A 25,537-nucleotide genomic window follows, 5' to 3' on the forward strand; every position below is an offset into this window, starting at 1 on the left:
TATATACCAAAAATTGAAAGCATATCTTAATATCTTTTTTTTCCCCATACGTTCAATTAAAATGGATACAAACACATCCTGAGGTGTACGGCTATGTTCGAATTACTGATTACGATGCTGGAGCGGCTCGGCATCATTGTGACAATTGCATTCATTTTAACTAGATTCCGCTTTTTCCGGGGTTTGATTTACCATGATTCCCTGAACCGGCGCCAGCAATATTTGGCGATTGTTTTCTTCGGTTTTTTCGGGATTATTGGAACTTATTCGGGCATGAGCTTCAATACCGATACACTCCAGTTCAACCGCTGGGCGGCTGACCTGGCTTCAGATGAGGCGATCGCCAACTCTCGTGTGATTGGCATTGTCATCGCCGGATTGCTTGGCGGGTATAAAGTCGGGATCGGGGCGGGAATCATTGCCGGTTTCCATCGTTTCACTCTTGGCGGTTTTACCGCGCTCGCCTGCGGTCTTGCCGCCATTGTGGCCGGAATTATTGCCGGCAGGTTTCAAAAAAAGAAATACGTCAATCTGACGACTGCCTTCATGGTCGGAGCCATCGCGGAAACCGTCCAAATGTTGATCATCCTATTAATGGCGAAGCCTTATGATAAAGCCATGACGCTTGTCGAGATTATCGGAGTCCCAATGATCGTGGCGAACGGTCTCGGTTCAGCATTATTCTTAATGGTGATAAAAAACGTTGTTTCTGAAGAGGAGAAAGCCGGTGCCATGCTGGCGCAGAAAACACTTCGGATTGCCGACCAGACCCTCGCATACTTGCGTAAAGGGATCAATCCTGACTCTGCACGGGCAGTCTGCCAGATCCTCCACAATGAGGTACAGACAAGCGCCGTGGCGATGACGAACCAGACCGGTATTCTTGCCCATATCGGAATTGGCGACGATCACCACCGCTCAAGCAGTCCGATTCAAACACAGATTACCAGAGATGTGCTGAAAATGGGCAAGCTCGTGATCGCGAACGATGAGACAATCCATTGCCGTCAGCAAAACTGCCCGCTTGGAGCTGCGGTCATCGCGCCGTTAAAGCTGCGCGATGAAACGATTGGAACGCTGAAGTTTTATTTTAAATCGGAAAAAGAAATCACAAATATCGTCATTGAGCTCATATCCGGCCTCAGCAATCTTCTCAGCAATCAGCTTGAAATCGCCGAGGCAGATAAAGCCTACCAGCTCGCCAAGGAAGCTGAGGTAAAAGCATTGCAGGCCCAGATCAGCCCTCATTTCCTTTTCAATACGCTGAATGTCATCACATCACTGATCAGAATCGACCCTGCCAAGGCACGTCAGCTGCTTGTTTCGCTTTCCCATTTCCTGAGGCAAAACCTTAACGCGACAACAGTGACGACTACTTCACTCGAACAGGAATTACGCCATGTGAAGGCCTATCTTTCGATTGAAGAGGCCCGTTTTGTGGAAAAGCTGAGAGTTACTTACGATATTGAAGATAAGGCTCTTCTTGTAAACATTCCTCCGCTGACGCTGCAGCCAATCGTTGAAAATGCGGTTAAGCATGGAATAAAGAATATGGATCAGGACAGCCACATCCATATCGCCATCCATAAAGACGAACAAAGCACAACCGTAACCGTTGAAGATAACGGACAGGGGATGAGCGAGGATCGCATCCATCAATTAGGAAAGCAAATTATCGAATCTGAAACAGGGAGCGGGATCGCACTCTATAACGTCAACAGAAGGCTGAAGATGAAGTATGGAGAAAGAGCTTCTCTCAGAATTGAAAGTGTACCTGGGAAGGGAACGAAAATTTCTTTTTCCATTCCACAAGTGGAGGAATGATCGATGGAAAATATGATACGGACTTTGATTGTTGATGACGAAATGTACAGCCGGGATGAATTGAAGCACTTGTTAAAATCATTTCCTGCCATCCATGTTGTTGGAGAAGCTGAAACTGGTGAAGCTGCAGTAATGAAAGCCTTGCATCTTCATCCCCATGTTGTCTTCCTCGATGTGGAAATGCCAAAAATGAATGGGATGGAAGCAGCCAAATCACTGATGGAATTGAAAAAAGCACCTTTGATCGTCTTCGCTACCGCCTATCCGCAATTCGCGGCAGAGGCGTTCAGATATGAAGCAGTCGACTACCTGCTTAAACCCTATGACGAAACTCAGCTGAGTGAAACGATCCAGAGAATCGAGAAGCACTTTCAAGCTCCAGCAGAGCCTGAAAGCAGCAAGCCCCCAGGGAAACTTGCAGTTGAGGGCGACGGTGAGATTTTTTATCTTGACCCGAAAGAGATCCTTTACATATCCAGGGAAGAAAAATTCTCGAAAATCATGACGAAAACAAGAGAGTACGAAACGAAAACTCCTTTGAAGGATCTTGAAAGCCGGCTTCTGCCCTATTCCTTTTTCCGCATCCATAAAAGCTACCTTGTAAATCTCGATTATGTCATCCGTCTTACTCCATGGTTCAACGGAGCATACCAACTGGAAATCGCAGGGCGTGATGAATTATTATCAGTGAGCCGAAATTATGTAAAAGCACTACGGACACAACTGGAATTATAATAATTAACTTTTTCAAAAAGCATCAATTTGGTGCTTTTTTCGTTTTTTAATGCATGTAAATCGCCCATTCCTGCATTTCATCCCCACTTTTCTGCATCTTGTTCACAATTCAGCCATATTTTCTAGTACTCTATTATACTTATGTAAACGCATACATTTCATAAGGAGGTTTCATATGTATACCTTTCTAGCTGGTATCGCACTATTGATTATTGGTTATTTTACGTATGGCAAGTTTGTAGAAAAGGTTTTCGGGGTGAACGAAACTCGTTCCACACCGGCTTTCACTCATAAGGATGACGTTGATTATGTGCCAATGTCCACAGCAAAGAACTCATTGATTCAATTATTGAATATCGCCGGTGTCGGTCCAATCTTCGGGCCAATCATGGGAGCGCTATACGGTCCAGTTGCTTTCCTTTGGATCGTTCTAGGTGCGATTTTCGCTGGTGCAGTCCATGACTATTTGACAGGGATGATTTCCATCCGCAACCGCGGTGCACACCTTCCTGAACTGGCTGGAAAGTTCCTCGGAAAAGTCATGAAACACGTTGTTAACGCATTTGCGATTCTTCTTTTACTATTAGTTGGAACCGTTTTCGTCACAGCTCCTGCTGGATTGCTTCACAACCTGATGGACGGTAAGGTTGCAATGGGCATCATCGTTGCTGCAATTTTTGTTTACTATATTTTAGCGACACTTCTGCCTGTTGATAAAATCATCGGCCGCTTCTACCCTGTTTTCGGCGCATTGCTGTTGATCAGTGCTGTAGGTGTCGGAGGAATGCTTGTCGTGACTGGAGCGCCAATTCCAGAATTGTCATTAACAAACTTCCATCCTGATAATGCAGCGATTTTCCCGCTCTTGTTCTTAACAATCTCTTGTGGAGCGCTATCAGGTTTCCATGCAACACAAACACCGATCATTTCTCGTACAACACAAAATGAAAAGCAAGGCCGCAAGATTTTTTACGGCATGATGATCGCTGAAGGTATCATCGCAATGATCTGGGCAGCTGCAGCAATGAGCTTGTTCGACGGCTACAATGGCTTGAACGACATGCTTGCTAACGGCGGACCGGCTGCAATCGTAAGTGAAGCTTCAACAGCGATGCTTGGCGCAATCGGCGGGACACTTGCAGTTCTAGGTGTAATCGTATTGCCAATCACTTCTGGTGATACTGCTTTCCGCAGCGCGCGTATGATCATTGCTGACTACTTCAATTTTGCACAAAAGAAATTTACTAGCCGTCTATGGATTGCGCTTCCTTTATTCGTCATTTCTTTCGCTTTGACAAAAGTGGATTTCACGATTCTTTGGAGATACTTCTCATGGGCTAACCAATCTACAGCTGTCATCGCGCTTTGGGTTGGTGCGATGTACCTGTTCATTGCCAAGAAGAATTACTGGATTGCGGTGATTCCAGGTATTTTCATGACAATGGCAACGACTTCTTATATCCTTAATGCTCAAATTGGATTCGGCCAATCACTTACAGTTTCCAATATCGGCGCGGCAATCGTAACTGCAGTCATCACGGTCATCTTCTTCAATGCCGCTAAAAAAGCACGGGCAAACAATGTCCAGCTTGATGAAGATATCTCTAACTACAACAAGGTGGCATAACGATGAGCGGATGCTGCAGCCCAAATTACCGTAAATCGGTCAATGAGAAGGAAGAGCAGGTCAATAACAAAGGGAAAGAACAACTTCCCCTATTCGCAAAAATCATCATTGTCCTAATTTCTGCAGGTGGGTTGCTCTCAGCCTTCCTTGCAAATTAGAAACTGGGTGCACGCTTGGAATCAGGCGTGCACTTTTATATCTTGAGGAGGCTGATTAATATGAAAATCTTAATTGTTGGCGCTGGTGCCATTGGCGGCTACTTCGGCGGCAGGCTGCTTGAAAAAGGAGAAGATGTCACGTTTCTTGTTCGTGACAGACGCCAGCAGGAACTGCGTGAAAAGGGATTGAGTGTCGAGAGTATCCACGGCAATATGCAATTTCCTGATCCAAAAACAATTTTAGCTGGACAGATTGTGGAGCCCTTTGATGTGATTGTGGTTTCTACGAAGTCCTATCATCTGGACGGCGCAATTCAAAGCATCCGTCCTTATGTCGGCACACAAACAATGATCCTGCCGTTATTGAATGGAATTGCCCATCTTGATGTTTTGGCAGAAGCCTTTGGGGCAGAAAAGGTAATCGGTGGACTTTGCTTTATCGAAACGACACTTGATGACAACGGATCAGTCATCCAAACTAGTCCAATCCATGATTTAGTCTTCGGCGAACGCAATGGAGAAAAAACGGAGAGGATTTTGAGACTGCAGAAGGCATTCGAAGGATCAAAGACTAACTTCCGTCTTTCTGAAAAAATCGAGCAGGAAATGTGGCACAAATACTTGTTCATCACCTCATTAAGCGGCATCACTTCACTGTTCAGGTCGCCAATCGGCCCGATCCGCGAGCAAAAGCAAGGTTTGGAGACGATCGAGTGCTTACTCCATGAGACTGTGGCAATCATGACAGGACTAAGCGCCCCTCTTGCTGATGAAGCATTGGCAGGAACACTCAGCAAATTGAACGAGATTGGTCACGGGATGAAATCCTCCCTCCAGCGTGATATGGAAAAATCGCTCATGACTGAAGGTGACCATCTATTTGGCTATTTACTGGAGAAAAGTGCCCAGCTTGGGATGCCTGCACCAACACTATCATCCATTTTTGCTAATGTTAAAATCTACGAGCACAACCTGGATTAATTATCGGTAATTAGCAGGAGTTCCCTGTTTGCGAATAAATTAGCTTTTTGCGAATAAACCTTCGGAATTTGCGAATAACATCTCTTTTTTGAGAAAAAATCGCAGGTATCGATTAATATGCAAAAAATGAATCAAAAAAGAAGTGCCGGATTCCTATGAGTATTTAGTACTTACATAGGTTCAGGCACTTTTTTTAACCAAATTTAGTTTATTCTCTTCAATACTTACTCTTTCCTTACTTGCTTGTCTGATCAATCGCCGCCTTGATTGTTTTTGCCTGCTGTTCCACATTCCCTATCCCCTGGAAATGGACATACATGATTCTCGGTTCTTCATGAAGCATATGGTTGTGCACAGCCGAAACCTCAAGCTTTCCTTTACGCAATTCATCTATGACAGGATTTACTTCCTCTTGAAGAAGAGCCATCTCTCCCATAACCGCTGTTCCGCCATCCACTTTTTCAAATCCGAAATGGAATACGAGTTCCATCGTTTCCGGTGAAAGTTTTTCCCCCATATGAGTCGGTTTAATATTTTTACGTGCGATTTCTACCTTGCACGCTCCATTGTCTACCTCAACATCTGTATAAAAGATTTTCGCAAGCAATCCGCAGTCCGGTTGGCCCTGTGCATGGGCAGCAACAGGCAGCAAGATTGCAAGAATCATAGCCATTGTCATGATTCTCTTTATCATTTCCATCACTTCCTTTTTTACCTTTTAGCATCCCTAAACATGGATCATTTATTCAAAAAAAAGGCATTCTGATCCAGCAGGATGCCTTCATGGCTTCAATTATGGACTAGCAGCTTTTCGATTGATTCCAGCGGCAGCGGCCTGCTGAAATGATAGCCCTGGCCGATCTTGCAGCCATTTTCCAGCAGGAATTCAACCTGTTCCTGCTCTTCGACGCCTTCAGCGATGACATTGAATTGCAGGTTATGGCCCATATCGATGATCGTTTTGACCATCGCTCCCTGATTGGAATGATGGATGATATCATCGACAAATGATTTATCAATCTTTATTTTATCGATTGGAAGATGCTTTAGTAAGCTCAATGATGAATATCCTGTCCCAAAATCATCAATTGCCAGTGAAACACCAAGTTCTTTTAACTGGTCAAGGATCTCGGCCGACTTCTCGCTGTTCTGCATGATACTTTCAGTAATTTCAAGATCCAGGTAGTTAGGAGCAAGTTTTGTTTCATTCAGTATCTGTTGTACCGTATCAAGGAATCTGTCTTCCTGGAGCTGGCGCACGGATATGTTCACCGATATCGGGAATGGGCTATATCCTTTGTCCTGCCAGATTTTGTTTTGCTCTGAAGCCTTTCTCAGCACCCATTTTCCAAGCGGAACAATCAGGCCGGTTTCTTCAGCAAGCGGAATAAATTCCCCCGGTGTAATGATTCCCTTGTCAGGATGCTGCCATCTTACAAGTGCCTCCACCCCGATAATTCTCCCAGTCTCGAGATTGACCTGCGGCTGGTAATGGAGCATGAGCTGATCTTGCTCCAGCGCCTTTCTTAACCCATTTTCCAGTTCCATTTTCCGGGAAGAAAGCCCCTGAAGCTGATTGGTATAAAACTGATAATTGTTTTTCCCTTTATCTTTTGCCAGGTACATCGCAGTATCGGCGTGCTTGATCAATGTTTCCTCATCCTGGCCGTCCACTGGGGCCATACTGATGCCAATGCTTGGAGTGACAAAGAATTCCTGGTTCTCAACGACGATTGCCTCCGAAAACTCCTCCAGAATCCGTTCGGCCACTTCAATGATAAATTCCTTTTTCAGGCCTTTCAGTAAGATGATAAATTCATCTCCGCCCTGCCGCGAGACAAGACCCAGATCCTGGACGGCATTCTTCAGCCTGCTGGCTACGACCTTCAATAGAAGATCGCCCACACGATGGCCCTTTGTATCATTGATGATCTTGAAACGGTCAAGGTCAAGGAAAAGAACAGCAAGCTCCTGGTCCCCATTTTTCAGTGAGGCATTCAAATGCTTCCTGACCATGTTCCTGTTTGGAAGGCCGGTAAGAACATCGTAGTAAGCCATATACTTTATTGTTTTTTCCGCCTTCTTGCGCTGCGTCAAATCACGGCCGACAATCTGTTCTGCCATCCTGCCTTCATATAAAATAGGCATTGCTGACATCTCGACATCGATTTCTTTTCCATCCACCTGGGTTGCTTTAAATTCGAACCATTGTTTTTCTTCAAAATTTTCATCGATGGTCAGTTCGCGATTTTTAATCTGGGCGAGCACCTCGGGTGGAATCAGGCTCGCGATTGGCTTCCCGATCAATTCGGAAGGACCTCCTGCCTTAAAGAGTTTACAGCCTGCTTCATTGATATAATCGAGCTTTCCCCTGCTATATACAGCAATTAAATCGGGAGACATTTCTACTAAACTCCGGTAGCGTCCTTCACTTTCCTGCCGGTCGGTAATATCGAATAGCACACTCGTAAAATCAACAAACTCTCCATTTTCATCCAATACCGGAATTCCCCTATCCTGGATCCAGCGAACCTCTCCGTCAGGGCGGATGATCCGGTACATACTTGTTACTGCTTCACCCCTGGATAATAATGATTCTCTTTCCGCTAAAATTGCATGGTCCTCAGGGTGAATTACCTTTTTCCAGAGTGTATTATCTTTATAAAACTCTTCAGATGAATAGCCATAAAGTTTTTCAATTCCCGAAGTAATCAAGAGCGTATCAGTCTTCAGGTCATGCGACCAGATTGCCACATCCAGTGTATCAAAAATGCTTTTCAGCCTCTTTTTAGTATCACGCAAATCCTCTGCCGTATTTTTCATTCCTCTGAATAAACGGATGACCAGAGCAATAAACACTATGGTTACACTGGCATCTATCAGATAGCCATTCACTTCACTGATTGAAAAGTAAAAAGAAGTGAGCCAATCAATCAATTCTGCAAACAAAAGAAGTAGAATCATATATAGTACATTATATCTATGTAGCTTCCTGTCACTGCCCATTGACCAGTTTCCCCCATGTGCCTCGCTGTAAGTGTATGCGGTTCTGTAAAAATGCTTATTTTAAAACAGATGTATATTATTAACATATCAAACAATACATGGTTGGCACAATGAGATTATTACATATGAACTAGTTTTTTGAATAATTTTGGATAACAACTATTTCTACAGGGCAATGCCAAGAACTGTAGACAGTTCTCTCTTTTTCTCATTCAGGTAGATCTGGTCGAGTTCTTTCAGCTCGTTTGATTTGAATTTTTCCATACAATAAATGTAAAGGTCCCATATGCTTCGCTTCAAAGATTCATCTGCATTTTTCCCGATGAGAATAAATGCATCAATTAGGGCGAACAGAATCGAGATATCCTGACTGCCATAGTGAGCAAGCTGATAGAAGGATAGATAAAGTATATCCATCGTCCGTTTCTGCTTCCTGATGATTCGCGGCTGCATGTCCGAATCATAATAAGCAATGTAGCGTCCATTCGACCTGACCCTGGCCAGATGTGACAGGGCCATGCCAAGATAGGAAATGCAGACTCTGGCCGTGTTCGGATCGTTGATTGCCGGCGAGATTGCTCTTAAGGCAACCTCGACAATTTTCTGGAGCGCAAATTCCGGATCCTGGAAGGATGACCGTTCCTTCCCAAGCTTCAAGTACTGATTCAATGCAGCATCCATCTCATCATCGACCATCTCATTGTGATGGACTCGGAACGCGATGCTTTCTTCTGTGAGAAAATCCCCATTCATGAAATTCGCTTCAATCCCAATCTCTTTCTGCGAAGAATACCTCATCAGTCCTTCATAGTCTGTAAGCTGGACATAGCCATAGCCCCTGCATTTAACGTCCCTGATGAATTCATAGGTGAAACCGGCGTCTTTTCTGTCGTCAATGACATTTGTGTACTCGCTCTCAAGAACATCCTCCTGCCTTTTGATGACTTTAAGGGCACCCTCGGTTATTTCTCTAATCAGGGTACCCACTTGGATGGAGGTAGCGACATTATGGATAAAATAGGCGAAAAATGCCAGACAGATAAACGCGATCAATACACCGACTGTAGCTGAAATTACCTGGCTCTCGTACCATGATTCACTCATGAACAGCAATGAAAGTATGGAGTATACAAAACCGCCCATGAAGATTCCAAGTACCCTCATGGTCACAGGATCCTCAACGAAGTTATTCAATGTCCTCGGAGAAAATTGAGAGGAATAGGTAGTCAGTACAACCATTATTGTAGAAAAAGTAATGGTGGTCATTGTCAGCAAGGCAGCAGAAATCGAACCAAGGATGGTCTGCGCCAGCTCGACGTTTGTCAGCAGGAATGAAGGTACATACCCCTGAGCCAGTTCATAATGGTCGATGTAGATCACAAACAACGCCAGGATAAATGCAAAAATACTATAGATTCCCGGCTGAAGCCAGATACTTTCCCTTATTCGTAAAGCCATCTTCTTAATCACAAATCCCAGCCCCTTAGTTGGCAACTCTTTCCTTACTTATTTAGACCAATAAAGGGACGTTTAATCCACTCTAAGCTCAAAAGATAAAAACCTTGCCGCATTCGGCAAGGCTATAAATTAGGTTGCATAACCTACAAGCTCCATAAACCCTATTCCTTTCAAGGGATTGACTTTACCATCTGCAAGCTTTTCCTTTCCGGTGACTTTGCAAGTTCCTTCCCATATCGCCTGGATAGGTCCGATGATCAGCATTTCCTGATTAGGGAAAATAGCCTCAATATGAAGTTCGATACCAAACTCTGGGATGCGAATCTCCCATTCCACAGGATACCTGGCATTCGTCTTCAGGCTCTTCCAGTACTTTATTTTTTGAAAAGATAGGTCCCTGGTAAATCGGATACTCCCGTCCTTTTCGATGACATTTGCCATCTCGGGGTCCGGCTTCCCTGAAGTCATTTGATTTAACAGCAATTCCCGGCCATCAACAAGCTGAATTCCGAACCAATTCCAGCCAGATCCATTAATCAATGAATAGTCACGGCCCCATTGATGGTCAAACCAGCCCTGGCCACTGACATTCTCCCATCCGGATTCGGTCTTGATTTTTCCATTCACAAAATTCCGGGTAGTAGAATAATAGAACAAATCATCCGGTTTTCCGTCTCCGCCAATCAATGCAACAGGCTTCAACGGGGTAAATCCGAGCTGAACCTCTGAATTTTTCTCTTTTAAATAAACCTCAAATGCCGCTTGGTCTTCTCCGGTAAAGGTAAGCTTGTGGCTCCCATAGGACAATGTTGCAGGATCCCGATCAATTCCTGCATCCTTCATAAGAGTATGCGGAGGAGGAATCTTTCCCTTCAAGAGATTTTTATAGAGTCTCCACATTCTCCTGTCAGTTGGATGGAGCAATAGATAGAATGGGAGATAGATAGCAAGCATCCCGAGTTTCACCTTAGAATCAATACTGGAAAAATTGGAGCGTTTCCTATTGTTAAGATCAATCAATGTATGGATGATGTAATGCCCTTTTCCAAAATCCAGCTCCCCCACCCGAAAAAACGACGCCATAACGGCATACCTGCCGCCCCTGTCTCCATTTAAATGAGCAAAAAAATACCACCATTCAATATTGGAATCACCATGTGGCCCCGCATCCTCCGGAAGTGAAATACCGTCTAATCTTTCGTCATTCATCCCAGCACACACCTTCTGTTTTTTAGTAAGGTATGCAAGGAAAAGGGAAAGAGGGACATTTGAACTTAGAGAAAAGGAACGGCCAACCCTTGAAAATAAACGCGGAGTGGAATATTCTTAAGGATATAATTCAGATGTAAGGATGGGATTAAGCTGCGTATCAATAAATTCATCAGCGAGTCAGGGAAAACGTCAAGACGCGGTGCGGACCGGCTTGTAGAAGAAGGCCGTGTGACAATCAATGGAAAGGTTGCGAAAATCGGCAGCCAGGTCGAACCCGGAGATGTCGTAAAACTCAATGGCGAAGAGATCCGAATGGCGCAAAATTATGTTTATATTGCATTGAATAAACCCGTCGGCATCACAAGCACCACTGAGAAGCAAGTGAAGGGCAATATCGTCGACCTGGTCAATCATCCGCTTAGAATCTTCAACATCGGCCGACTTGATAAGGATTCAGAGGGATTGATCCTTATGACCAATGACGGCGATATCGTAAATGAAATCCTCCGCGCCGAAAATAAGCACGAGAAAGAATATATCGTATCTGTGGACAAGCCGATCACTCCGGAATTCATCAAGGCTATGTCTGAAGGAGTAAGAATACTTGGGACAAAAACACTTCCTGCGAAGGTCGTCCAACTCTCAAAATATGAATTCAACATCATTCTCACGCAGGGATTGAACAGGCAAATCCGCCGCATGTGTGAAACCCTTGGATACGAAGTCCTCAGGCTTCAGCGAATCCGGATCATGAACATCCATCTTGGTAATCTTCAGGTAGGACAATGGCGTGACCTGTCGAAGAAAGAGAAAAGACAGCTTTTCAGTGAATTGAATTATGAGCCGAAAGAATGGTAAAAGGATGAGCATCCAAGCTCATCCTTTTTTACATTTTCTTGATATCCTTAAATGGATGCCGCCCTTGGCTGGTCCTCATCCCTCAGCAGCCTTAGGAACATTTTTTCCCGATAAAGATAGAAGACCATCGCGAACAGACTGAATCCACACACAGCCAGCAGCAGCCATACAGGCATTTTTTCAAGCAAGAATCCAAATAGGATAAATCCTAAAGGTGTCATGGCACTTGCACCAGTTTCCAGTAATGACATGACTCTTCCCCGATACTCGTCAGGTGTATTTTTTTGCAGAAGGACACTCACAGGTGTATTAATGAACATGATGGACGCTGCCAACAATAAAACCATGCTTATTAAATAGATAAAGATGACCACATTGGACAGACCCAGAAATACTGGCAATGCTGGAAGACCAATCAGCATCAAGACGGCTGAAAGCAGCACCATGCCCCCAATGATGGCAAATTCCTTGCGCCTGATTTCTTTCCTCGCTGACAGAATGAGCGCCATGACCATCATTCCGACCGAGAATGCCCCTTCAATGATTCCAAGCTGGACCGCCGTCATTTTCCTGACTGTTAACACCAAATACGGCATCGCGACAGGGAAGACAGCAAACCAGAAGTTCAGCCAGATGCTGAGGATCACCAGATGGAGGAGGAATGGCTGCCTCTTAATATAAGAAACACCTTGTTTCAGGTCTTCTGACAGGCTGGTATCTTTCTTGTTTTCAATTTTACTTGAAAATAGATTGTATTCTATGAAGATGCTCATAATTGCTGAGATAAGGTAAGTTAGGATGTTCAACGCCATGAAGAGGTGAATTTGAAAGAGGCCGAAAAACACTCCGCCAAGCACTGGGCCTAAAATGGCCGACAAAGAAATTGCAGCCTGATTCAGGGACATCGCTTTTTGCAAGTGATCTGGTCCGACCATGTTGTAGATCGATGAGGTAACGGCAATGGAGTAAAAGGTGTTAATGATGCTTAGACCCGCAGTAGCGGCATATAAGATCCAGATTTCCTGTGAGAGGAAGGTGAATGCTCCTAGTATTGTGCTAAGCCAAATTGCACTCGCGAAGTTTGAAGTAATAATCATTTTCTTGCGGCTCAACCGGTCACTTAGTGTTCCGGCAATTGGAGCCAGCAGGATTCGCGGAAGCATACTAAGCACCAGGGTGATGGCAAAATTAAGGCTGGAACCCGTTTCCGCCAGGATATACAATCCAATAGCAAAAGCATAAATCGATGAACCAAGAACAGCAGTAACCTTCCCGAAGAGAAATAATATTAAATTTTTCTTAACAGACCTTTCCAATTAGCTCTCCTCCTCTTTCTGCCTTTTCAGTGTGAAATTCAATTCGTAGGATGTTTTTTTCGCATCACTTTTCTCTGCCGATTTTTTTACGTATTTCAAAAACAAAGCATCAAGGTCGGCGTTCAGTTTCTCCCTGTCTTCATCCGTCAACGATACGAACGTCCCCTGGTTCACGACCTGTTCGGTGGCAGGTTTTCCCTCTTCATTCTTCAAGTTAAAATGAGTCGCCTTTGAACGATAGTATTTCTCAATGATTCCCCGGTTTTCTTTCGTTTCCACCAGTTCCAGGATACCCCCGTTGTAAAGCTGCTGGATATGATAGTGGATGCTGCCAGCTGATTTCCCCAGTTCATCTGCCACCTGCTTTGCAGTCATTGGCTTCGTTACAAGCAAGTAAATGATTTTTACTCGTAAAGGACTCGAAATCAACTTTTGCTGTTCCAGGTTCACTTCCATTGTCTTCTTTACATAATCCACAAGATTCACCTTCCAATATATTCATATGTTCTATTTTTATTTTACGTTCTAATTTTTTAGAATGCAATAAAAAATTAGAATTATATTTCACTGCCCTCATTGTGATTTAAAAGTAATGAATTAGTACTTTATTACAATCTTCTAAAATAGAATTGGAAAATAACTGAATTATTGAAGCGAGGTGTGAAGATTGAAGAAGGTTCTCACCAAGATTGTCTTCTTTTTTATTGTCTGCATCTGTCTGACCTTGATTGCTTTATTCCCAAGGCAGGCAATGGTGACTGGAGAAGGAAGGGCAGCAACCGTTGTCTATTCATACGACTTCTCTTGGAAAGAATATCAAATGAATCTCACGAACTTCATTGAGAATCTTACCCAACATGGCACTTTTGGCGAAACGAGATACAATAAGCCGGTTGAGAAGGAAATTGCCGTCTATTTCCCCCGGAGTCTAAAAATTATCGTCACTGCATTTTTGCTTAGCTTAGCCGCCGGCATTTTAAAAGGAATATTTGACTTCAAGAATTCGAATAAACGGAAAAACATCTTTGGAAATTGGACAACTTGGCTGCTTATGTCCATTCCCGATTTCCTGGTTATTCTCTTTGTCCAGTGGGTCATCATATTTTATTTAAATTGGCTCGACATTTTTGGGCATGAGCAATGGTTCAACTTCATCATCCCCTCCCTGCTTGCATCCATCTATCCAACCATGTATATCAGCAGAATCACTGCCGCTGCCGTTTCCAGCGAGGCTGCAAAGCAATATGTCCAGGTCGCAAAAGCGAAAGGATTCAATAATGACACAATTATTTATCGTCATATCCTAAAAAATTGTGCTGGGAGTATTCTGAATAATGTTCCAACGATGATGATTTACATATTATCGAATTTACTATTTCTGGAGTATCTGCTGGACTATAAAGGAGCAGCTTATCGCTTATGGCTTGCACTTGATTTCGAGCCGAGGATTTTTATCGGCAGAGAATCAAATTACGAACCGAGCGTGATCATTTCTTTCGGGATTTGCTTCATGGCAATTATGCTGTTTGTGCAAATTGGCAGTCAGTTGCTCAGTTCCCGGCTCGATCCTCGATAGGAGGTTGTCCATTTGAGAAACTGGCATTTAATCATTGGGATGGTTTTTTTATCTGCCACTATACTGGTGGCTCTCGCAGGCCCTCATTTTTCATTTGTAAAAAAAGGCCTTCAGGAAGAACGGATGGTGATGGCGGATGGCAAATTCACCAGAGCCCCCTTTCCACCATCATCAAAGCATATTCTGGGGACAGACCATGATGGCCGTGACTTATTTAGCATCATCATTGCTGGAACGAAGGACACGATTCTATTGATTTTTGCAATCAGCATCATAAGGTACCTTTTTTCATTGCTATTGGTTTTATTATCATTTATCTGGAAAAAGCCATTTAGCTGGCTGATCAACTGGTGGAATCAGCTATCATCCGGCCTCCCGATCATTTTTGCTGCAATCTTATTCATCACACTCCCCATTTTCACGTTCAGCACCAATCGATTGGTTTGGGTCATAGTGATCCTGGCACTCATTGAAATTGGACGAGTCAGCTATATTATGAAGCAGAAAATCATTTCTATTTCCAAGTCCCCTTTTGTAGAAGCAGGAGTAACGATTGGAATCGGACCAGCCCATTTTTTCAAAAACTATTATCTTCCCAGTTTATTGCCTGAAATCATCGTTACCTTTTGCATTGATCTAGGGAGGGTCGCATTATTGCTCGGGCAGTTAGGTATATTCGGCATATTTGTTACACAAATATTTGTTCAGACCAACTACGGCTATGGTGAATTGCTGAACACAAGCCTGAACTGGCCAACCTTGTTAGGAGAAGCCAGGGGCGATGTGCTAAGAGCATTCTGGATTCCTTTTTTTACAGCCGGAGCGATCACCTGCATGATTCTTACATTTAATATTCTAGGTGAGGGGTTAAGACGTTTTTTCGATAAGGAATGGAAAGCAAATATTTAATCATCCACCTGCTGAGGTTATTTGCCCGGTGTAAAGCCGGGTTTAATTTATGCCTAAATATACTTTGTATACAAATTATATTTACACTAAATAAATTTCGTAATATAATTAGTTTTATAAAATGAGGAGGATTCACTCATGGGATTGTCTATGGATAAAGCATTCGGTTCTGCTTCTGTTCGTTTAAGCAAGAAACTGACCCGGATCATCAATTTTCACTTAAAGTCTTACAATATAACAACTGAACAGTGGAGTGTCTTGCGGACGTTGAACGAGTCCGATGAGATATCACAAAAAGAATTGTCAATCAGGTCAGATAAGGACCAGGCAACCTTGACGAAAATTTTGGACCTTCTCGTAAAACAAGAAAATGTGGAAAGGCTCGCAAATCCATCAGACCGCCGTTCCTTCCTGATAAAAATCACCCCCAAGGGTGCAAAGATTGTGGAAAAAGTGACTCCTTACCTTGAGGACATCTTCATGCAGATCACGAATGGAATTGATGAGGAAAGGCTAGCGATATATAGAGAAGTTTTACTTTCGTTAGAAGACAATATAGACGGGCTTTTGGAGGAAAACAATTAGAAAGAAGGCAAGATGATGAATAAAACATCCAAGTTGTGGACAGCACAGTTTACGGCCATTGTTGTAATGGCTTTTTTATTTTTCCTTTGTTTGCAGATGTTGACTGCAGGCTTCCCTGCTTTTATAACCGACGTTAAAAATAGCCCCGGACAGGGCGGCTTGATGACGACTGTCTTCATGGTTGCCGCCATTGCATCACGTCCCTTTGTCGCATCTCTGATGCAGAAGGTTGACAACAAAAAATTAAGCCTCATTTCCCTTGGATTTATCGCTGTTTCCGTAGGCTTAAGTTTTGGCCAGGATTCTGTTGCCCTTTTACTCTTGTTGAGAGTTTTCCACGGGATTGGCTTCGGAATCATTACGACGATTTTTTCTACGATGGCAACGAACATCATACCAGCCCATCGTCTTGGCGAAGGAATCGGGTATTACGGAATGGCAACGAGTGTCGGGACCAGCCTGGGGCCGATGCTTGCGCTGGCATTGCTGCAGCTCTTTTCGTTCAACCTTTTAATCGCTATTTCTGCTGGATTGACTCTTCTTACCTTAATCTTGAATATTTTTGTAAAAAGCCCGCGAAAAGCAGCCCCAGTTAAGACAGTTGTACAGAAAGGCAGCTTCCAGGAACACGCCTTTGACTGGCATGCCTTTACACCTGCAATCCTGACAGCATTTTTCTCCATCACGCTTGGCGGAGTTGTCAGCTTCCTCCGTGAATTAGGCAAAGAGGCAAACCTTGGGGCAACCATTTCTTTATTCTTCCTTGTATTGACGATTGTCATGGTTGCCATTCGGCCTTTTTCAGGAAGGCTGTACGACCGGTACAGCCACAAAGTGATCATCTACCCTGCGACCATTTCAGGCATGATTGGATTGACAATTCTAGCAGTTACGCAAAACACCGTGACCCTTTTAATTGCAGCCGTATTCTACGGAATCGCATATGGAACAGTAGCTCCTACCCTTCAGGCACTTGCTGTCAGTTCAGTATCGAAGGAAAAACAGGGAACCGCAAATGCAATGTACTTCTCTTCAATGGACCTGGGAATGGCTCTTGGATCTGCGGGCCTTGGGCTCCTGGCTTCCTACACTAACTACCATTTCATATACGGGTTCTCGGTCATATTCCTGGTTGGGCTGCTGCTTGCTTACACCCTGATTTTCGTTGTGAAAAAGGGATCAAAGGAACAATTCGTTGAAACGTCCAAGGAAGTTGGAATTTAAAAAACACGGTGGACTGGCTTTCACCGTGTTTTTTGTCTTTTCTTCAGGATAACAATACTCAATTTTTCTTACTTCTTGGGTTTATTCTCAAATCCTTTTGTGTATATTCCTGAATCTGGACTCTATTTTCCTAAAAAACTCATTATATTCCTTAACCCCACCTGTTTTTATTCTTTATTCTCCCGCCTGACTTCATGCCTGCTGATATAGATCCACATAGAGATATAGGTTGAAAAGAGCAAAATGAGAAACACAGGCGCGGACAATACATTCTGTATCAACAAATTAAGCCACCTCTTTTACTTTAGGCTGTCCAGCGGAAACGGAAAAAATAAATAGAAAATAGCTGCGAGCGGGATGGAGATGATCCACGCAATAACCGGTTTCTGATAATGAATCCATATAACCACAAACAAAATCAAATTTAGCCAAATGTTGTGCCAGCTGTTCCAGCCATTGTCGTATACATACATTCCCCTGTGAGCGAATAAAGCCTCAATGATCGTATAGAAAGCAACCCAAGTACCTATATAGATCAGCTGATTTCTTCTTGTTGACGGAAAACGCTGCAAATAAATCATCAATCCAACCGGACAGATGAAAAATGTGAACGCGATATTGATAATCGAGTGGTTCAGCCATTCAGCTGTTATACCGCGAAATGCCCATAAGGTGTGATTATAATAAAGCGTATTATAGAGCAAGTTTACCATCATGAAAAATAGGATGGTTGGATATTGTTTTTTCCATTGGGACCAATCGACAAATTTATAGCCGAAATAAATCCAGACTGCTATGACCAATATTAAATACATATTACTCTCTCCCCGTATATATTAACTTTACCAGTTATTACCTACAGAGTAGTTTTTATACTAAAATAAAGAGGACCTGAATCCCATTAGGTCAGGTCTCATACAAGTATAGTTAACTAATAGACAGGAACTTAAATATTGTTTTTTGCCTCTGGTAATGTTTTTGCGCTTCTTCTATAGTGATTTCTTTAAAGCGGATTTTTGTTCCCGTCATCGCCTGGGCTAGCAGGGGAATATCGACAGAAATAACGGTGGCAATCCGGGCGTATCCGCCGGTCGTCTGCCGGTCTGACATCAATATAATCGGCTGGCCGTTTGACGGCACCTGGATTCCTCCAAGCGGGATGGCATCAGAAATGATATCCGCTCCGCCGATGTGGCCGAGCTCGGGACCTTCCAGTCGATATCCCATTCTATTTGACTGGGCTGAAATTGTGTAGTCGCTTGATAAAAATCGCTCGATCGCCCTTTGTGGGAATTTATCCAGGTGAGGACCGAGGATTACTCGTATTTCAAGCTGCTTTTTGTATTCAGGAATGAAGTCTATATGTAAAAAGCGTTTTTTCCGGACAAATGGCTTTCCATATAAAAGATCCCCTGCTTCCAATGCCCGCCCTTTAAATCCGCCAAGCTTCCCATTGATGAAAGTGGACTTGCTGCCTAAAACAAGCGGGACGTCGATTCCTCCGGCAAAGCTGATGTACGCTCTTGCTCCGCTCTTCACTTTGCCGAATGACAGGATGTCTCCTTTTTTTAAGACAATGCTTTTCCACATCCGAACTTCCTTCTTATTCACCATCGGCTGCAGATCACCGCCGCAAATCGCAATTGATACATCATGCAATGCTTCAAGACTGGGGCCGGGCATCGCGGCTTCGAGCACTGCTTCGTTAAGGGGATTGCCCACAAGAATATTTGCAAACTGCATTGAATAGGGATCCATTGCTCCTGATGGACTGATGCCATATTGCTGAAAGCCATTCCTTCCTAAATCCTGGACAGTCGTCTGCAAACCTTGCTTGAGGACTTTGAAAAGAGGAATAGTCATTTGGCATCCCAGCTCTTACCGACAGAAATTCCTTCCTCTGCTAAAGCCTCTTTCAATTTCACTGCGAAATGAACGGCATGCGGTTCGTCGCCGTGGATGCAGATGGTATCCGCCTTGATTTGAAGTTCGGTTCCGTCAGCTGCTAGTACTCTTCCTTCCCGAACCATTTGCATCACTCTCATGATTGCTGACTCTGGATCATGGATCATCGCATTCGCATCGGAGCGCTGTGTCAGCATACCATCTGGCTGATAATTCCGGTCAGCAAAAACTTCATTTGCAACCCGTAAGCCTCTTTCCTCTCCTGCTTTTACGAGGAAGCTGCCTGCCAGTCCGAATAAAACCAGGTTCGCATCAACATCGGCCACTGCCTGGGCAACGGCATCGGCAATTCTTTTATCTTTTGCAGCCATATTGTACAACGCCCCATGAGGTTTCACATGAACGACTCTCGTGCCGCAAGCTTTCGTAACTGCCGCAAGTGCACCAATTTGATACACAGTCAAATTGTAAACCTCTTCGACACTCATTTTGATTTCTCTCCTGCCGAAGCCGTGCAAGTCAGGAAAACCAGGATGGGCACCAATCTTCACTCCATATGCTTTTGCCATTTTCACTGTTTCCATCATGACATTATGGTCACCGGCATGGTAGCCGCATGCAATATTTGCGGAAGTGATGTGCTTTAATACTTCCTGGTCATTGCCAATTTTGTACAAGCCGTAGCTTTCACCTAAATCACAGTTCAGGTCAACCGATAACACTTACCTCACTCCTTTTGGTAGGTCTTTACCTCATAGGCTTCGCCTAATTGTTTTATCCTCACAAATTGCTTCTCATCGATTGGCACAAACTTTGTGTAATGACCTGAATTGAGCAGAAAAGGTTTTTCCTTATTCTGCGAAAACAAGATTACAGGAGTTGTGCCGATAATTCTCCATCCGGAAGGAACATCAGCGGGATAAATTCCTGTCTGGCTTCCGCCAATCCCGACTGCCCCCGGCATCACATTCTGTCTCGGCTTCTCAAGCCTTGGCACAGCCAGATTTTCGGGCAGGCCTCCAAGATAAGGGAATCCAGGCATGAACCCCATCATATAGATGAGGTATTCTTGACTCGCATGAAGATCGATGACTTCCTGCTCACTCAAGCCATGATACTCTGCGACAAACGCTAAATCCTGTCCCAACTCTCCTCCGTAACAGACCGGGATTTCATAGACAATGGACCTGCATTGCTGAAATCGCCCAGGTGTTAACCTGAGCTTATAGAGTTCCTTTTTCAGAGATTCATAGGATAAGATGTCAGGTTCATAATAAATGGTTAAAGATGAATAGGCAGGCACCGATTCAACAATGCCTTTGATTTTTGCTTTCTCCAGCTCGTTCTTAAACAGGCGCAGCTGCTGGTTTGTCTTTTCATCAATCTTATTGCCAAACGACACACGGACAGCCAGATCACCAAGCGGCAAGATTTCAAATTCCATCTATTTCTCCTTTTTAGAAAAACCGCAAAATTATTTATTGTAGACTTCAGCCTCAACACACGTTTCAACGATCACCTTCAATGCCCTGGCCATCATTTCCTGAGGCAAGGATGGCAACCCAGGATTGCGGGCCGACATTTCGGTAGACGCAGGGAAATGGATGAACCCAGCCTTGATTGGCAATTCATTTTTTCTGATATGATTCAAAACAGCATAAAGTGTGTTATTGCAAATGAATGTACCGGCACTATTTGAAATCGCGGAAGGTATGTGCTGCGCTTTCAGATTTCTCTCGATCAGCCTGTTGGGAAGTGTGGAAAATAATCCATCCGGTCCCTTCTCGTCGATTGCTTCATCAACAGGAACATTGCCTTTATTATCAGGATAAGGATCCCCAGAACCTGTATCCTTACTATTTATGCCAATCCGTTCAGGAGTGATGGCCGTCCTGCCAGCCGCCAGTCCGCAGGAAATGACCACATCCGGCTGCACTTCATTCATTTTTGCAATCAGTTCCTCCGCGCATTCGTCATAATGAACAGGCAGCAAAACTGTCGAGATTTCCGCATGCTCAATCTCAAACTTTTCCGCCTCCTTTAATAATTCTTCTGTAGGATTGATGCTCATCTTCCCAAATGGCCCAAAGCCGGAGATTAGGATTTTCATTTACCAGTCCTCGTTTCTATTTTCACGTATTTGATTATAAAAATTTTACTATAGTTAACTATGGATATATACCGTTAAAATTTCATTTAGTTCTAACATTTACACAATAAATTAGATGAATATGTGGAATTAGAATACGGGAAAGCGACTGATGAGGAATTGGGTGAATATAAGGCTGGGAAAATTGACATATCTATAATGTAAATAAAACTGCGAAAATATAACTGCATAATTTTAAAAATCCATTACTCACTCTATACATAAATGAAATAGACGCTAAATATTCCTCCTTTAATCTAGCATTGTTAGATCATTCATGCAGAGGAGATGGAGAAATGAAAAAGACTTTAATCGGAACAGGTTTTGCCCTAACCCTTATGCTTAGTCCATTCCAACAGGCATTTGCAGCTGAGCCAACAACAACTGGAGAACTGAGGCAGTTTGATACTGTAGCGCACCGCGGTGCTGCTGGCTATGCTCCGGAAAACACGATTGCTGCTTTTGACAAAGGACTCGAAATGAAGGCGGATTACATTGAAATCGATGTCCAGCGCAGCAAGGATGGCAAGTTGGTCGTCATCCATGACACCACTGTAGACAGGACAACAGATGGTACTGGCCGAGTGGGTGACCTGACACTGGAGGAGCTGCGAAGCCTTGACGCAGGGAGCTTCAAGGGCGAACAATTCGCTGGCGAAAAGATTCCTACCTTCGAAGAAATTCTTGACCGCTATCATGGAAAAATCGGTGTTCTAATAGAATTGAAGGCGCCCGAGCTGTATCCAGGCATAGAGGAAGCCGTTGCTGCAGAATTGAAGGAGCGTAATCTTGATAAGCCGCAGAATGAAAAAATCATCCTCCAATCTTTTAACTTTGCTTCAATGGAGAAAATGAATACTCTTCTCCCAGATGTTCCGATTGGTGTTTTGACATCTTCAAGACTTCATGTAACCGATGCGGCCCTTCAGCAGTTCGCGACATATGCTGATTATTTTAACCCTAGCTATGGCCTGGTTTCAAAGGAACTGGTCGATAAGGTTCACAATCTCGGCATGGAAATCCAGTCCTGGACGGTACGAAGCCCGGAAGCAGCTCAGTTCCTGATTGATATGAAGGTAGATGGCATTATTACAGACTATCCGGATTATGTAGATCCGCGCAATTAATTCAGACAGACAGCCTGCCTCAAAGTATTGGGGCAGTTTTTTTATTCCTTTTTTTAATTATTAAAACAAAAAATTAACTTTTTTAATTTTTACCATTAAAAATATTTACATTTTTAATTCATTCATTTAATATAAATTTAAATACCAGGAAGGAGGCAGTCATGGCATATCCTGTATTAACAAATTGTCCTGTTTGCAGTCAAACACTGAAAATTACCAAGCTAAAATGCAATCACTGTGAGACGACCATTGAAAATGAATTCGAGCTGTCAAAGCTTGCGTCATTATCAAAAGAACAACTCCAGTTCGTCGAAATCTTCCTTGTTTCCCGAGGGAATATTAAGGAAGTCGAAAAGGAACTTGGAATTTCCTACCCAACCGTCCGCGGGAAGCTTAACGACATCATTACTGCTCTTGGATATGATACTCAAAAGAAAAATGAACTGGATGAAAAGAAAATCGTTTTGATGTTGGAGAAAGGCGAAATTTCTCCTGAAGAAGCAATCAAACTTTTAAAAGGCGAATAGGAGGATTTGTGATGAGTGAAGAAATCTCAAAGATTTTAACAATGGTCCAGGAAGGAAAAATCGATTCGGAGAAAGGTGCCGAGCTGATTGCAGTACTGAAAGAAAAAGATGCACCCACACCAGCTAAAAAGCCATACTTGGATAAGACGTTAAAAATTCGGGTTGTGTCTAGTGAAAATGACAATGTGAACGTCAATGTGCCAATTAAGCTGGTAAAAGCGCTCCTGAAAACTGGACACAGCATCGCGGCTGGTATCCCTCAGTCTCAGCAATACGTTAAGGATATCGATATCAACCTGCTCGTCGATGCAATAGAAAATGAACTCGATGGCAATATCGTTGACATACAATCGGCCAACGGCGATACCGTTAAAGTCACAATCGAGTAAACTCGGATGATGAAATTAAAAGTCAAGACGACCAATAAGATCGGCTTTTCCCTCCCAGTCCCTTACACAATCCTAAGAGCTGCCAGCTCCCTGCTTTCATCCAAAAGATTCCACAACCAGCTGCACAAATGGGTGAATCACGACACTGAACATACTATTCCTGCAGAGCTATTCAATGTTATTTTGAACAAACAACTGATGAATGAAATCATCGGCGAACTTGGCAAGCACAAAGGAACCGTGCTTGTTGATGTTAAATTGCATGATGGCACAGAAGTCATGATAAAACTCTAATATGAAAACCCTGCCTCCTTTTCCATGGAAGACAGGGTTTTTTCATCTTAGAAAAGCTTCTCAAAGCAAACATATAATTCATGTCCCTCAGGCTTGCCGTTCATCATGACTTTACCTGTTATCCTGTAGTCCCTTTTTTCATAAAAGCCTACAGCTGCCTCGTTGCCTGAATATGTATCAAGCCGGATCGCACTATATCCTTGGTCCTCCGCGAAGTCCTCTGCAAACTGGAGCATCTGGCTGCCATATCCGCCTCCCTGGGCAGAAGGGTCCACACAAAATGAATGGAGGATCAGCGGTTTCCCACCAGTATTCGACCAATTCGCGTTCTCCCATTCAGGAGCCTGCCATTCATCGAGCACCATTACCCCCATCGTGCTATCGCCCTTTTTTAAAATAAATAATTCTTCACCCTGCATCGCATTTTCAAAATACTTATGATTTGGGTATTTTTCATCCCATTGCAGAATGCCTCTCGTTTCAAGATACTCTTTACAATCTGCAAACATCTCTCCAATGACAGGCAAATCATCCTCGGTTGCCCGCACAATCTGTTCTTCTCCCATTTTCTTGCTCCTTTAATGTCCTTATTCGCTGTCAGGCGTTATGTTAAAAAAGTTGGCGCTTTTGTCCTTTTTTTTGCCTTCTAGTTGGTTTTTATCCATTTTCCCATCAGATTCATAGCTTAATTTAAAGTCCTTCTTATCTTTTTTCATACAGTTAACCCTCATCTCCTTGTTATGATGATTATGGATAGTTTGTCCTTTTTTCCCTGTAAAATGTAAAAGCACCGATTCAGCTGATGAATCGGTGCTTTCATACTAATAGGCAAAATAATGATTGCCAATTTGCTTCGTTACAGTCCTGGTGAAAATCCATTGGTTAGTCGCAATCTTTGGATTGTAATAATAGACGGAACCGTAGGACGGATCCCAGCCGAGTAACGCATCCTTCACGGCATGGTAAGCGATATAGTTGGGCTGCAGATCATACTGGCCGTCATAGACCGCTGTAAAGGCGTTTCTTTGAAAAATCACATCATTAACCGTATCTGGAAAATCATTTGATTCGACCCGGTTTAAAATAACCGCTGCAACTGCAACCTGTCCTTGGTAACTTTCTCCCCTGGATTCGCCGTAAACAACATGAGCCATGGTTTCGATATCATTAATTAATTTTGCTGTTTTCGGACCGACTTCACCAGTTGTTTCAAGGCCGAATTCCCTTTGGAATTGACGAACCGCATCAGTAGTCATTTGCCCGAAGTAACCTGTTGTCTCTGTGTTGAAATATCCTAGCTTTTTTAAAACAGACTGAACGTATGTAACATCTGAACCAGCAGATCCCATTCCCACCATATTTGCTGCCTGTGCTTCTGGTTGTGATAAAGAGAGTCCAGCAACTAGCACTCCCGCTGCAGCCATGGTTTTTATGTACTTTTTCAAAATCTCCACTCCATTTCTTTTTAACTTAGTATGTATGGATGCTGACAATGATTTACCATTTACACCTCCCTCCCCTCTTTTCCTTAAGCAATTTCCCTAATAATCATCTGAAAAACTCGGCCAAAAGAATGGAAAATGTTTTTTAGAATGGTATAAATTTCATAGACGCATATCTTTTCCTTATCAAGATTCGTTTATAAGAATGCTTTTATAAAAATATTTAGCTTTACGA

General features: G+C 43.3%; 28 protein-coding genes. 14 read left to right on the forward strand and 14 right to left on the reverse strand.

Annotated features, from left to right (window positions below):
- Window positions 1–93 precede the first annotated feature (93 nt).
- The 5 genes from ACXAEA_RS19215 to ACXAEA_RS19235 all read left to right on the forward strand — a co-directional run bounded on the left by ACXAEA_RS19215 (window position 94) and on the right by ACXAEA_RS19235 (window position 5,325).
- Window positions 94–1,824, forward strand: coding sequence for a LytS/YhcK type 5TM receptor domain-containing protein (locus tag ACXAEA_RS19215; RefSeq protein WP_475097448.1), 1,731 nt, complete (start codon window positions 94–96; stop codon window positions 1,822–1,824).
- A gap of 3 nt (window positions 1,825–1,827) precedes the next feature.
- The gene (locus ACXAEA_RS19220) at window positions 1,828–2,559 is read left to right on the forward strand and encodes a LytR/AlgR family response regulator transcription factor (RefSeq protein WP_475097449.1); all 732 of its coding nucleotides are present in this window, start codon (window positions 1,828–1,830) and stop codon (window positions 2,557–2,559) included.
- A 175-nt stretch (window positions 2,560–2,734) separates the two neighbouring features.
- On the forward strand, window positions 2,735–4,186 hold the full coding sequence (locus ACXAEA_RS19225) for a carbon starvation CstA family protein (RefSeq protein WP_475097450.1): 1,452 nt from the start codon (window positions 2,735–2,737) through the stop codon (window positions 4,184–4,186).
- Window positions 4,187–4,188: 2 nt separating this feature from the next.
- Window positions 4,189–4,344: a hypothetical protein gene (locus ACXAEA_RS19230; protein WP_475097451.1), complete on the forward strand. Its 156-nt coding sequence runs from the start codon at window positions 4,189–4,191 to the stop codon at window positions 4,342–4,344.
- Between the two features lie 60 nt (window positions 4,345–4,404).
- Window positions 4,405–5,325: a ketopantoate reductase family protein gene (locus ACXAEA_RS19235; RefSeq protein ID WP_475097452.1), complete on the forward strand. Its 921-nt coding sequence runs from the start codon at window positions 4,405–4,407 to the stop codon at window positions 5,323–5,325.
- A gap of 235 nt (window positions 5,326–5,560) precedes the next feature.
- Here ACXAEA_RS19235 and ACXAEA_RS19240 read toward each other — a convergent pair whose 3' ends face one another.
- The 4 genes from ACXAEA_RS19240 to ACXAEA_RS19255 form a co-directional block, all read right to left on the reverse strand.
- Window positions 5,561–6,019, reverse strand: coding sequence for a DUF1259 domain-containing protein (locus tag ACXAEA_RS19240; protein ID WP_475097453.1), 459 nt, complete (start codon window positions 6,017–6,019; stop codon window positions 5,561–5,563).
- A gap of 95 nt (window positions 6,020–6,114) precedes the next feature.
- Entirely contained in the window at window positions 6,115–8,331 is a 2,217-nt protein-coding gene (locus ACXAEA_RS19245; protein ID WP_475097454.1) for a sensor domain-containing protein, read from the reverse strand.
- A 165-nt stretch (window positions 8,332–8,496) separates the two neighbouring features.
- Window positions 8,497–9,801, reverse strand: a complete 1,305-nt coding sequence (locus ACXAEA_RS19250) for a DUF2254 domain-containing protein (protein ID WP_475097455.1) — start codon at window positions 9,799–9,801, stop codon at window positions 8,497–8,499.
- Between the two features lie 117 nt (window positions 9,802–9,918).
- Window positions 9,919–10,998 carry a lipocalin family protein gene (locus ACXAEA_RS19255; RefSeq protein ID WP_475097456.1) on the reverse strand — a complete coding sequence of 360 codons (1,080 nt, stop codon included), beginning with the start codon at window positions 10,996–10,998 and terminating at the stop codon, window positions 9,919–9,921.
- Window positions 10,999–11,151: 153 nt separating this feature from the next.
- Between ACXAEA_RS19255 and rluF the strand changes: the two genes are divergently transcribed.
- A complete protein-coding gene (rluF, locus tag ACXAEA_RS19260) occupies window positions 11,152–11,859 on the forward strand; it encodes a 23S rRNA pseudouridine(2604) synthase RluF (RefSeq protein WP_475098172.1) in 708 nt (235 codons plus the stop codon).
- Window positions 11,860–11,906: 47 nt separating this feature from the next.
- Here rluF and ACXAEA_RS19265 read toward each other — a convergent pair whose 3' ends face one another.
- Window positions 11,907–13,175, reverse strand: coding sequence for an MFS transporter (locus tag ACXAEA_RS19265; RefSeq protein ID WP_475097457.1), 1,269 nt, complete (start codon window positions 13,173–13,175; stop codon window positions 11,907–11,909).
- The gene (locus ACXAEA_RS19270; RefSeq protein ID WP_475097458.1) at window positions 13,176–13,652 is read right to left on the reverse strand and encodes an ArsR/SmtB family transcription factor; all 477 of its coding nucleotides are present in this window, start codon (window positions 13,650–13,652) and stop codon (window positions 13,176–13,178) included.
- Window positions 13,653–13,842: 190 nt separating this feature from the next.
- Between ACXAEA_RS19270 and ACXAEA_RS19275 the strand changes: the two genes are divergently transcribed.
- From ACXAEA_RS19275 to ACXAEA_RS19290, 4 genes are all read left to right on the forward strand, one after another.
- On the forward strand, window positions 13,843–14,751 hold the full coding sequence (locus tag ACXAEA_RS19275; RefSeq protein WP_475097459.1) for an ABC transporter permease subunit: 909 nt from the start codon (window positions 13,843–13,845) through the stop codon (window positions 14,749–14,751).
- A 12-nt stretch (window positions 14,752–14,763) separates the two neighbouring features.
- Window positions 14,764–15,660 (forward strand): ABC transporter permease subunit, encoded by an 897-nt coding sequence (locus ACXAEA_RS19280; RefSeq protein ID WP_475097460.1) that lies wholly within the window; start codon window positions 14,764–14,766, stop codon window positions 15,658–15,660.
- Window positions 15,661–15,798: 138 nt separating this feature from the next.
- Window positions 15,799–16,245 carry a MarR family winged helix-turn-helix transcriptional regulator gene (locus tag ACXAEA_RS19285; protein WP_475097461.1) on the forward strand — a complete coding sequence of 149 codons (447 nt, stop codon included), beginning with the start codon at window positions 15,799–15,801 and terminating at the stop codon, window positions 16,243–16,245.
- Between the two features lie 12 nt (window positions 16,246–16,257).
- Window positions 16,258–17,469, forward strand: a complete 1,212-nt coding sequence (locus ACXAEA_RS19290) for an MFS transporter (RefSeq protein ID WP_475097462.1) — start codon at window positions 16,258–16,260, stop codon at window positions 17,467–17,469.
- A 299-nt stretch (window positions 17,470–17,768) separates the two neighbouring features.
- On the opposite strand, the gene ACXAEA_RS19295 is transcribed toward ACXAEA_RS19290, so the two are convergent.
- From ACXAEA_RS19295 to ACXAEA_RS19315, 5 genes are all read right to left on the reverse strand, one after another.
- A complete protein-coding gene (locus ACXAEA_RS19295) occupies window positions 17,769–18,284 on the reverse strand; it encodes a CBO0543 family protein (RefSeq protein WP_475097463.1) in 516 nt (171 codons plus the stop codon).
- Window positions 18,285–18,396: 112 nt separating this feature from the next.
- Window positions 18,397–19,332 (reverse strand): 5-oxoprolinase subunit C family protein, encoded by a 936-nt coding sequence (locus tag ACXAEA_RS19300; RefSeq protein ID WP_475097464.1) that lies wholly within the window; start codon window positions 19,330–19,332, stop codon window positions 18,397–18,399.
- Window positions 19,329–20,096: a LamB/YcsF family protein gene (locus ACXAEA_RS19305; protein WP_475097465.1), complete on the reverse strand. Its 768-nt coding sequence runs from the start codon at window positions 20,094–20,096 to the stop codon at window positions 19,329–19,331. The genes ACXAEA_RS19300 and ACXAEA_RS19305 overlap by 4 nt, the downstream gene beginning before the upstream one ends.
- Before the next feature lie 5 nt (window positions 20,097–20,101).
- Window positions 20,102–20,818, reverse strand: a complete 717-nt coding sequence (gene pxpB / locus ACXAEA_RS19310; protein ID WP_475097466.1) for a 5-oxoprolinase subunit PxpB — start codon at window positions 20,816–20,818, stop codon at window positions 20,102–20,104.
- A 30-nt stretch (window positions 20,819–20,848) separates the two neighbouring features.
- Window positions 20,849–21,484, reverse strand: a complete 636-nt coding sequence (locus tag ACXAEA_RS19315; RefSeq protein WP_475097467.1) for a pyroglutamyl-peptidase I — start codon at window positions 21,482–21,484, stop codon at window positions 20,849–20,851.
- Between the two features lie 335 nt (window positions 21,485–21,819).
- On the opposite strand from ACXAEA_RS19315, the gene ACXAEA_RS19320 reads away from it, so the two are divergent.
- The 4 genes from ACXAEA_RS19320 (at window position 21,820) to ACXAEA_RS19335 (ending at window position 23,860) form a co-directional block, all read left to right on the forward strand.
- Window positions 21,820–22,650, forward strand: coding sequence for a glycerophosphodiester phosphodiesterase (locus ACXAEA_RS19320; protein WP_475097468.1), 831 nt, complete (start codon window positions 21,820–21,822; stop codon window positions 22,648–22,650).
- A gap of 161 nt (window positions 22,651–22,811) precedes the next feature.
- Complete coding sequence (locus ACXAEA_RS19325) at window positions 22,812–23,177, forward strand: DUF2089 family protein (protein ID WP_475097469.1); 366 nt, start codon at window positions 22,812–22,814, stop codon at window positions 23,175–23,177.
- A gap of 11 nt (window positions 23,178–23,188) precedes the next feature.
- Window positions 23,189–23,566 carry an SHOCT-like domain-containing protein gene (locus tag ACXAEA_RS19330; RefSeq protein WP_475097470.1) on the forward strand — a complete coding sequence of 126 codons (378 nt, stop codon included), beginning with the start codon at window positions 23,189–23,191 and terminating at the stop codon, window positions 23,564–23,566.
- Window positions 23,567–23,572: 6 nt separating this feature from the next.
- Window positions 23,573–23,860 (forward strand): hypothetical protein, encoded by a 288-nt coding sequence (locus tag ACXAEA_RS19335; RefSeq protein ID WP_475097471.1) that lies wholly within the window; start codon window positions 23,573–23,575, stop codon window positions 23,858–23,860.
- Between the two features lie 47 nt (window positions 23,861–23,907).
- Here ACXAEA_RS19335 and ACXAEA_RS19340 read toward each other — a convergent pair whose 3' ends face one another.
- The 3 genes from ACXAEA_RS19340 to ACXAEA_RS19350 form a co-directional block, all read right to left on the reverse strand.
- Window positions 23,908–24,426, reverse strand: a complete 519-nt coding sequence (locus tag ACXAEA_RS19340) for a GNAT family N-acetyltransferase (RefSeq protein ID WP_475097472.1) — start codon at window positions 24,424–24,426, stop codon at window positions 23,908–23,910.
- A 21-nt stretch (window positions 24,427–24,447) separates the two neighbouring features.
- Complete coding sequence (locus ACXAEA_RS19345) at window positions 24,448–24,576, reverse strand: hypothetical protein (RefSeq protein ID WP_475097473.1); 129 nt, start codon at window positions 24,574–24,576, stop codon at window positions 24,448–24,450.
- Between the two features lie 105 nt (window positions 24,577–24,681).
- Window positions 24,682–25,314 carry a cell wall hydrolase gene (locus tag ACXAEA_RS19350; RefSeq protein ID WP_475098173.1) on the reverse strand — a complete coding sequence of 211 codons (633 nt, stop codon included), beginning with the start codon at window positions 25,312–25,314 and terminating at the stop codon, window positions 24,682–24,684.
- Window positions 25,315–25,537: the final 223 nt, after the last annotated feature.

The sequence above is a fragment of the Mesobacillus sp. ABV4_180 genome (genome assembly GCF_056158485.1).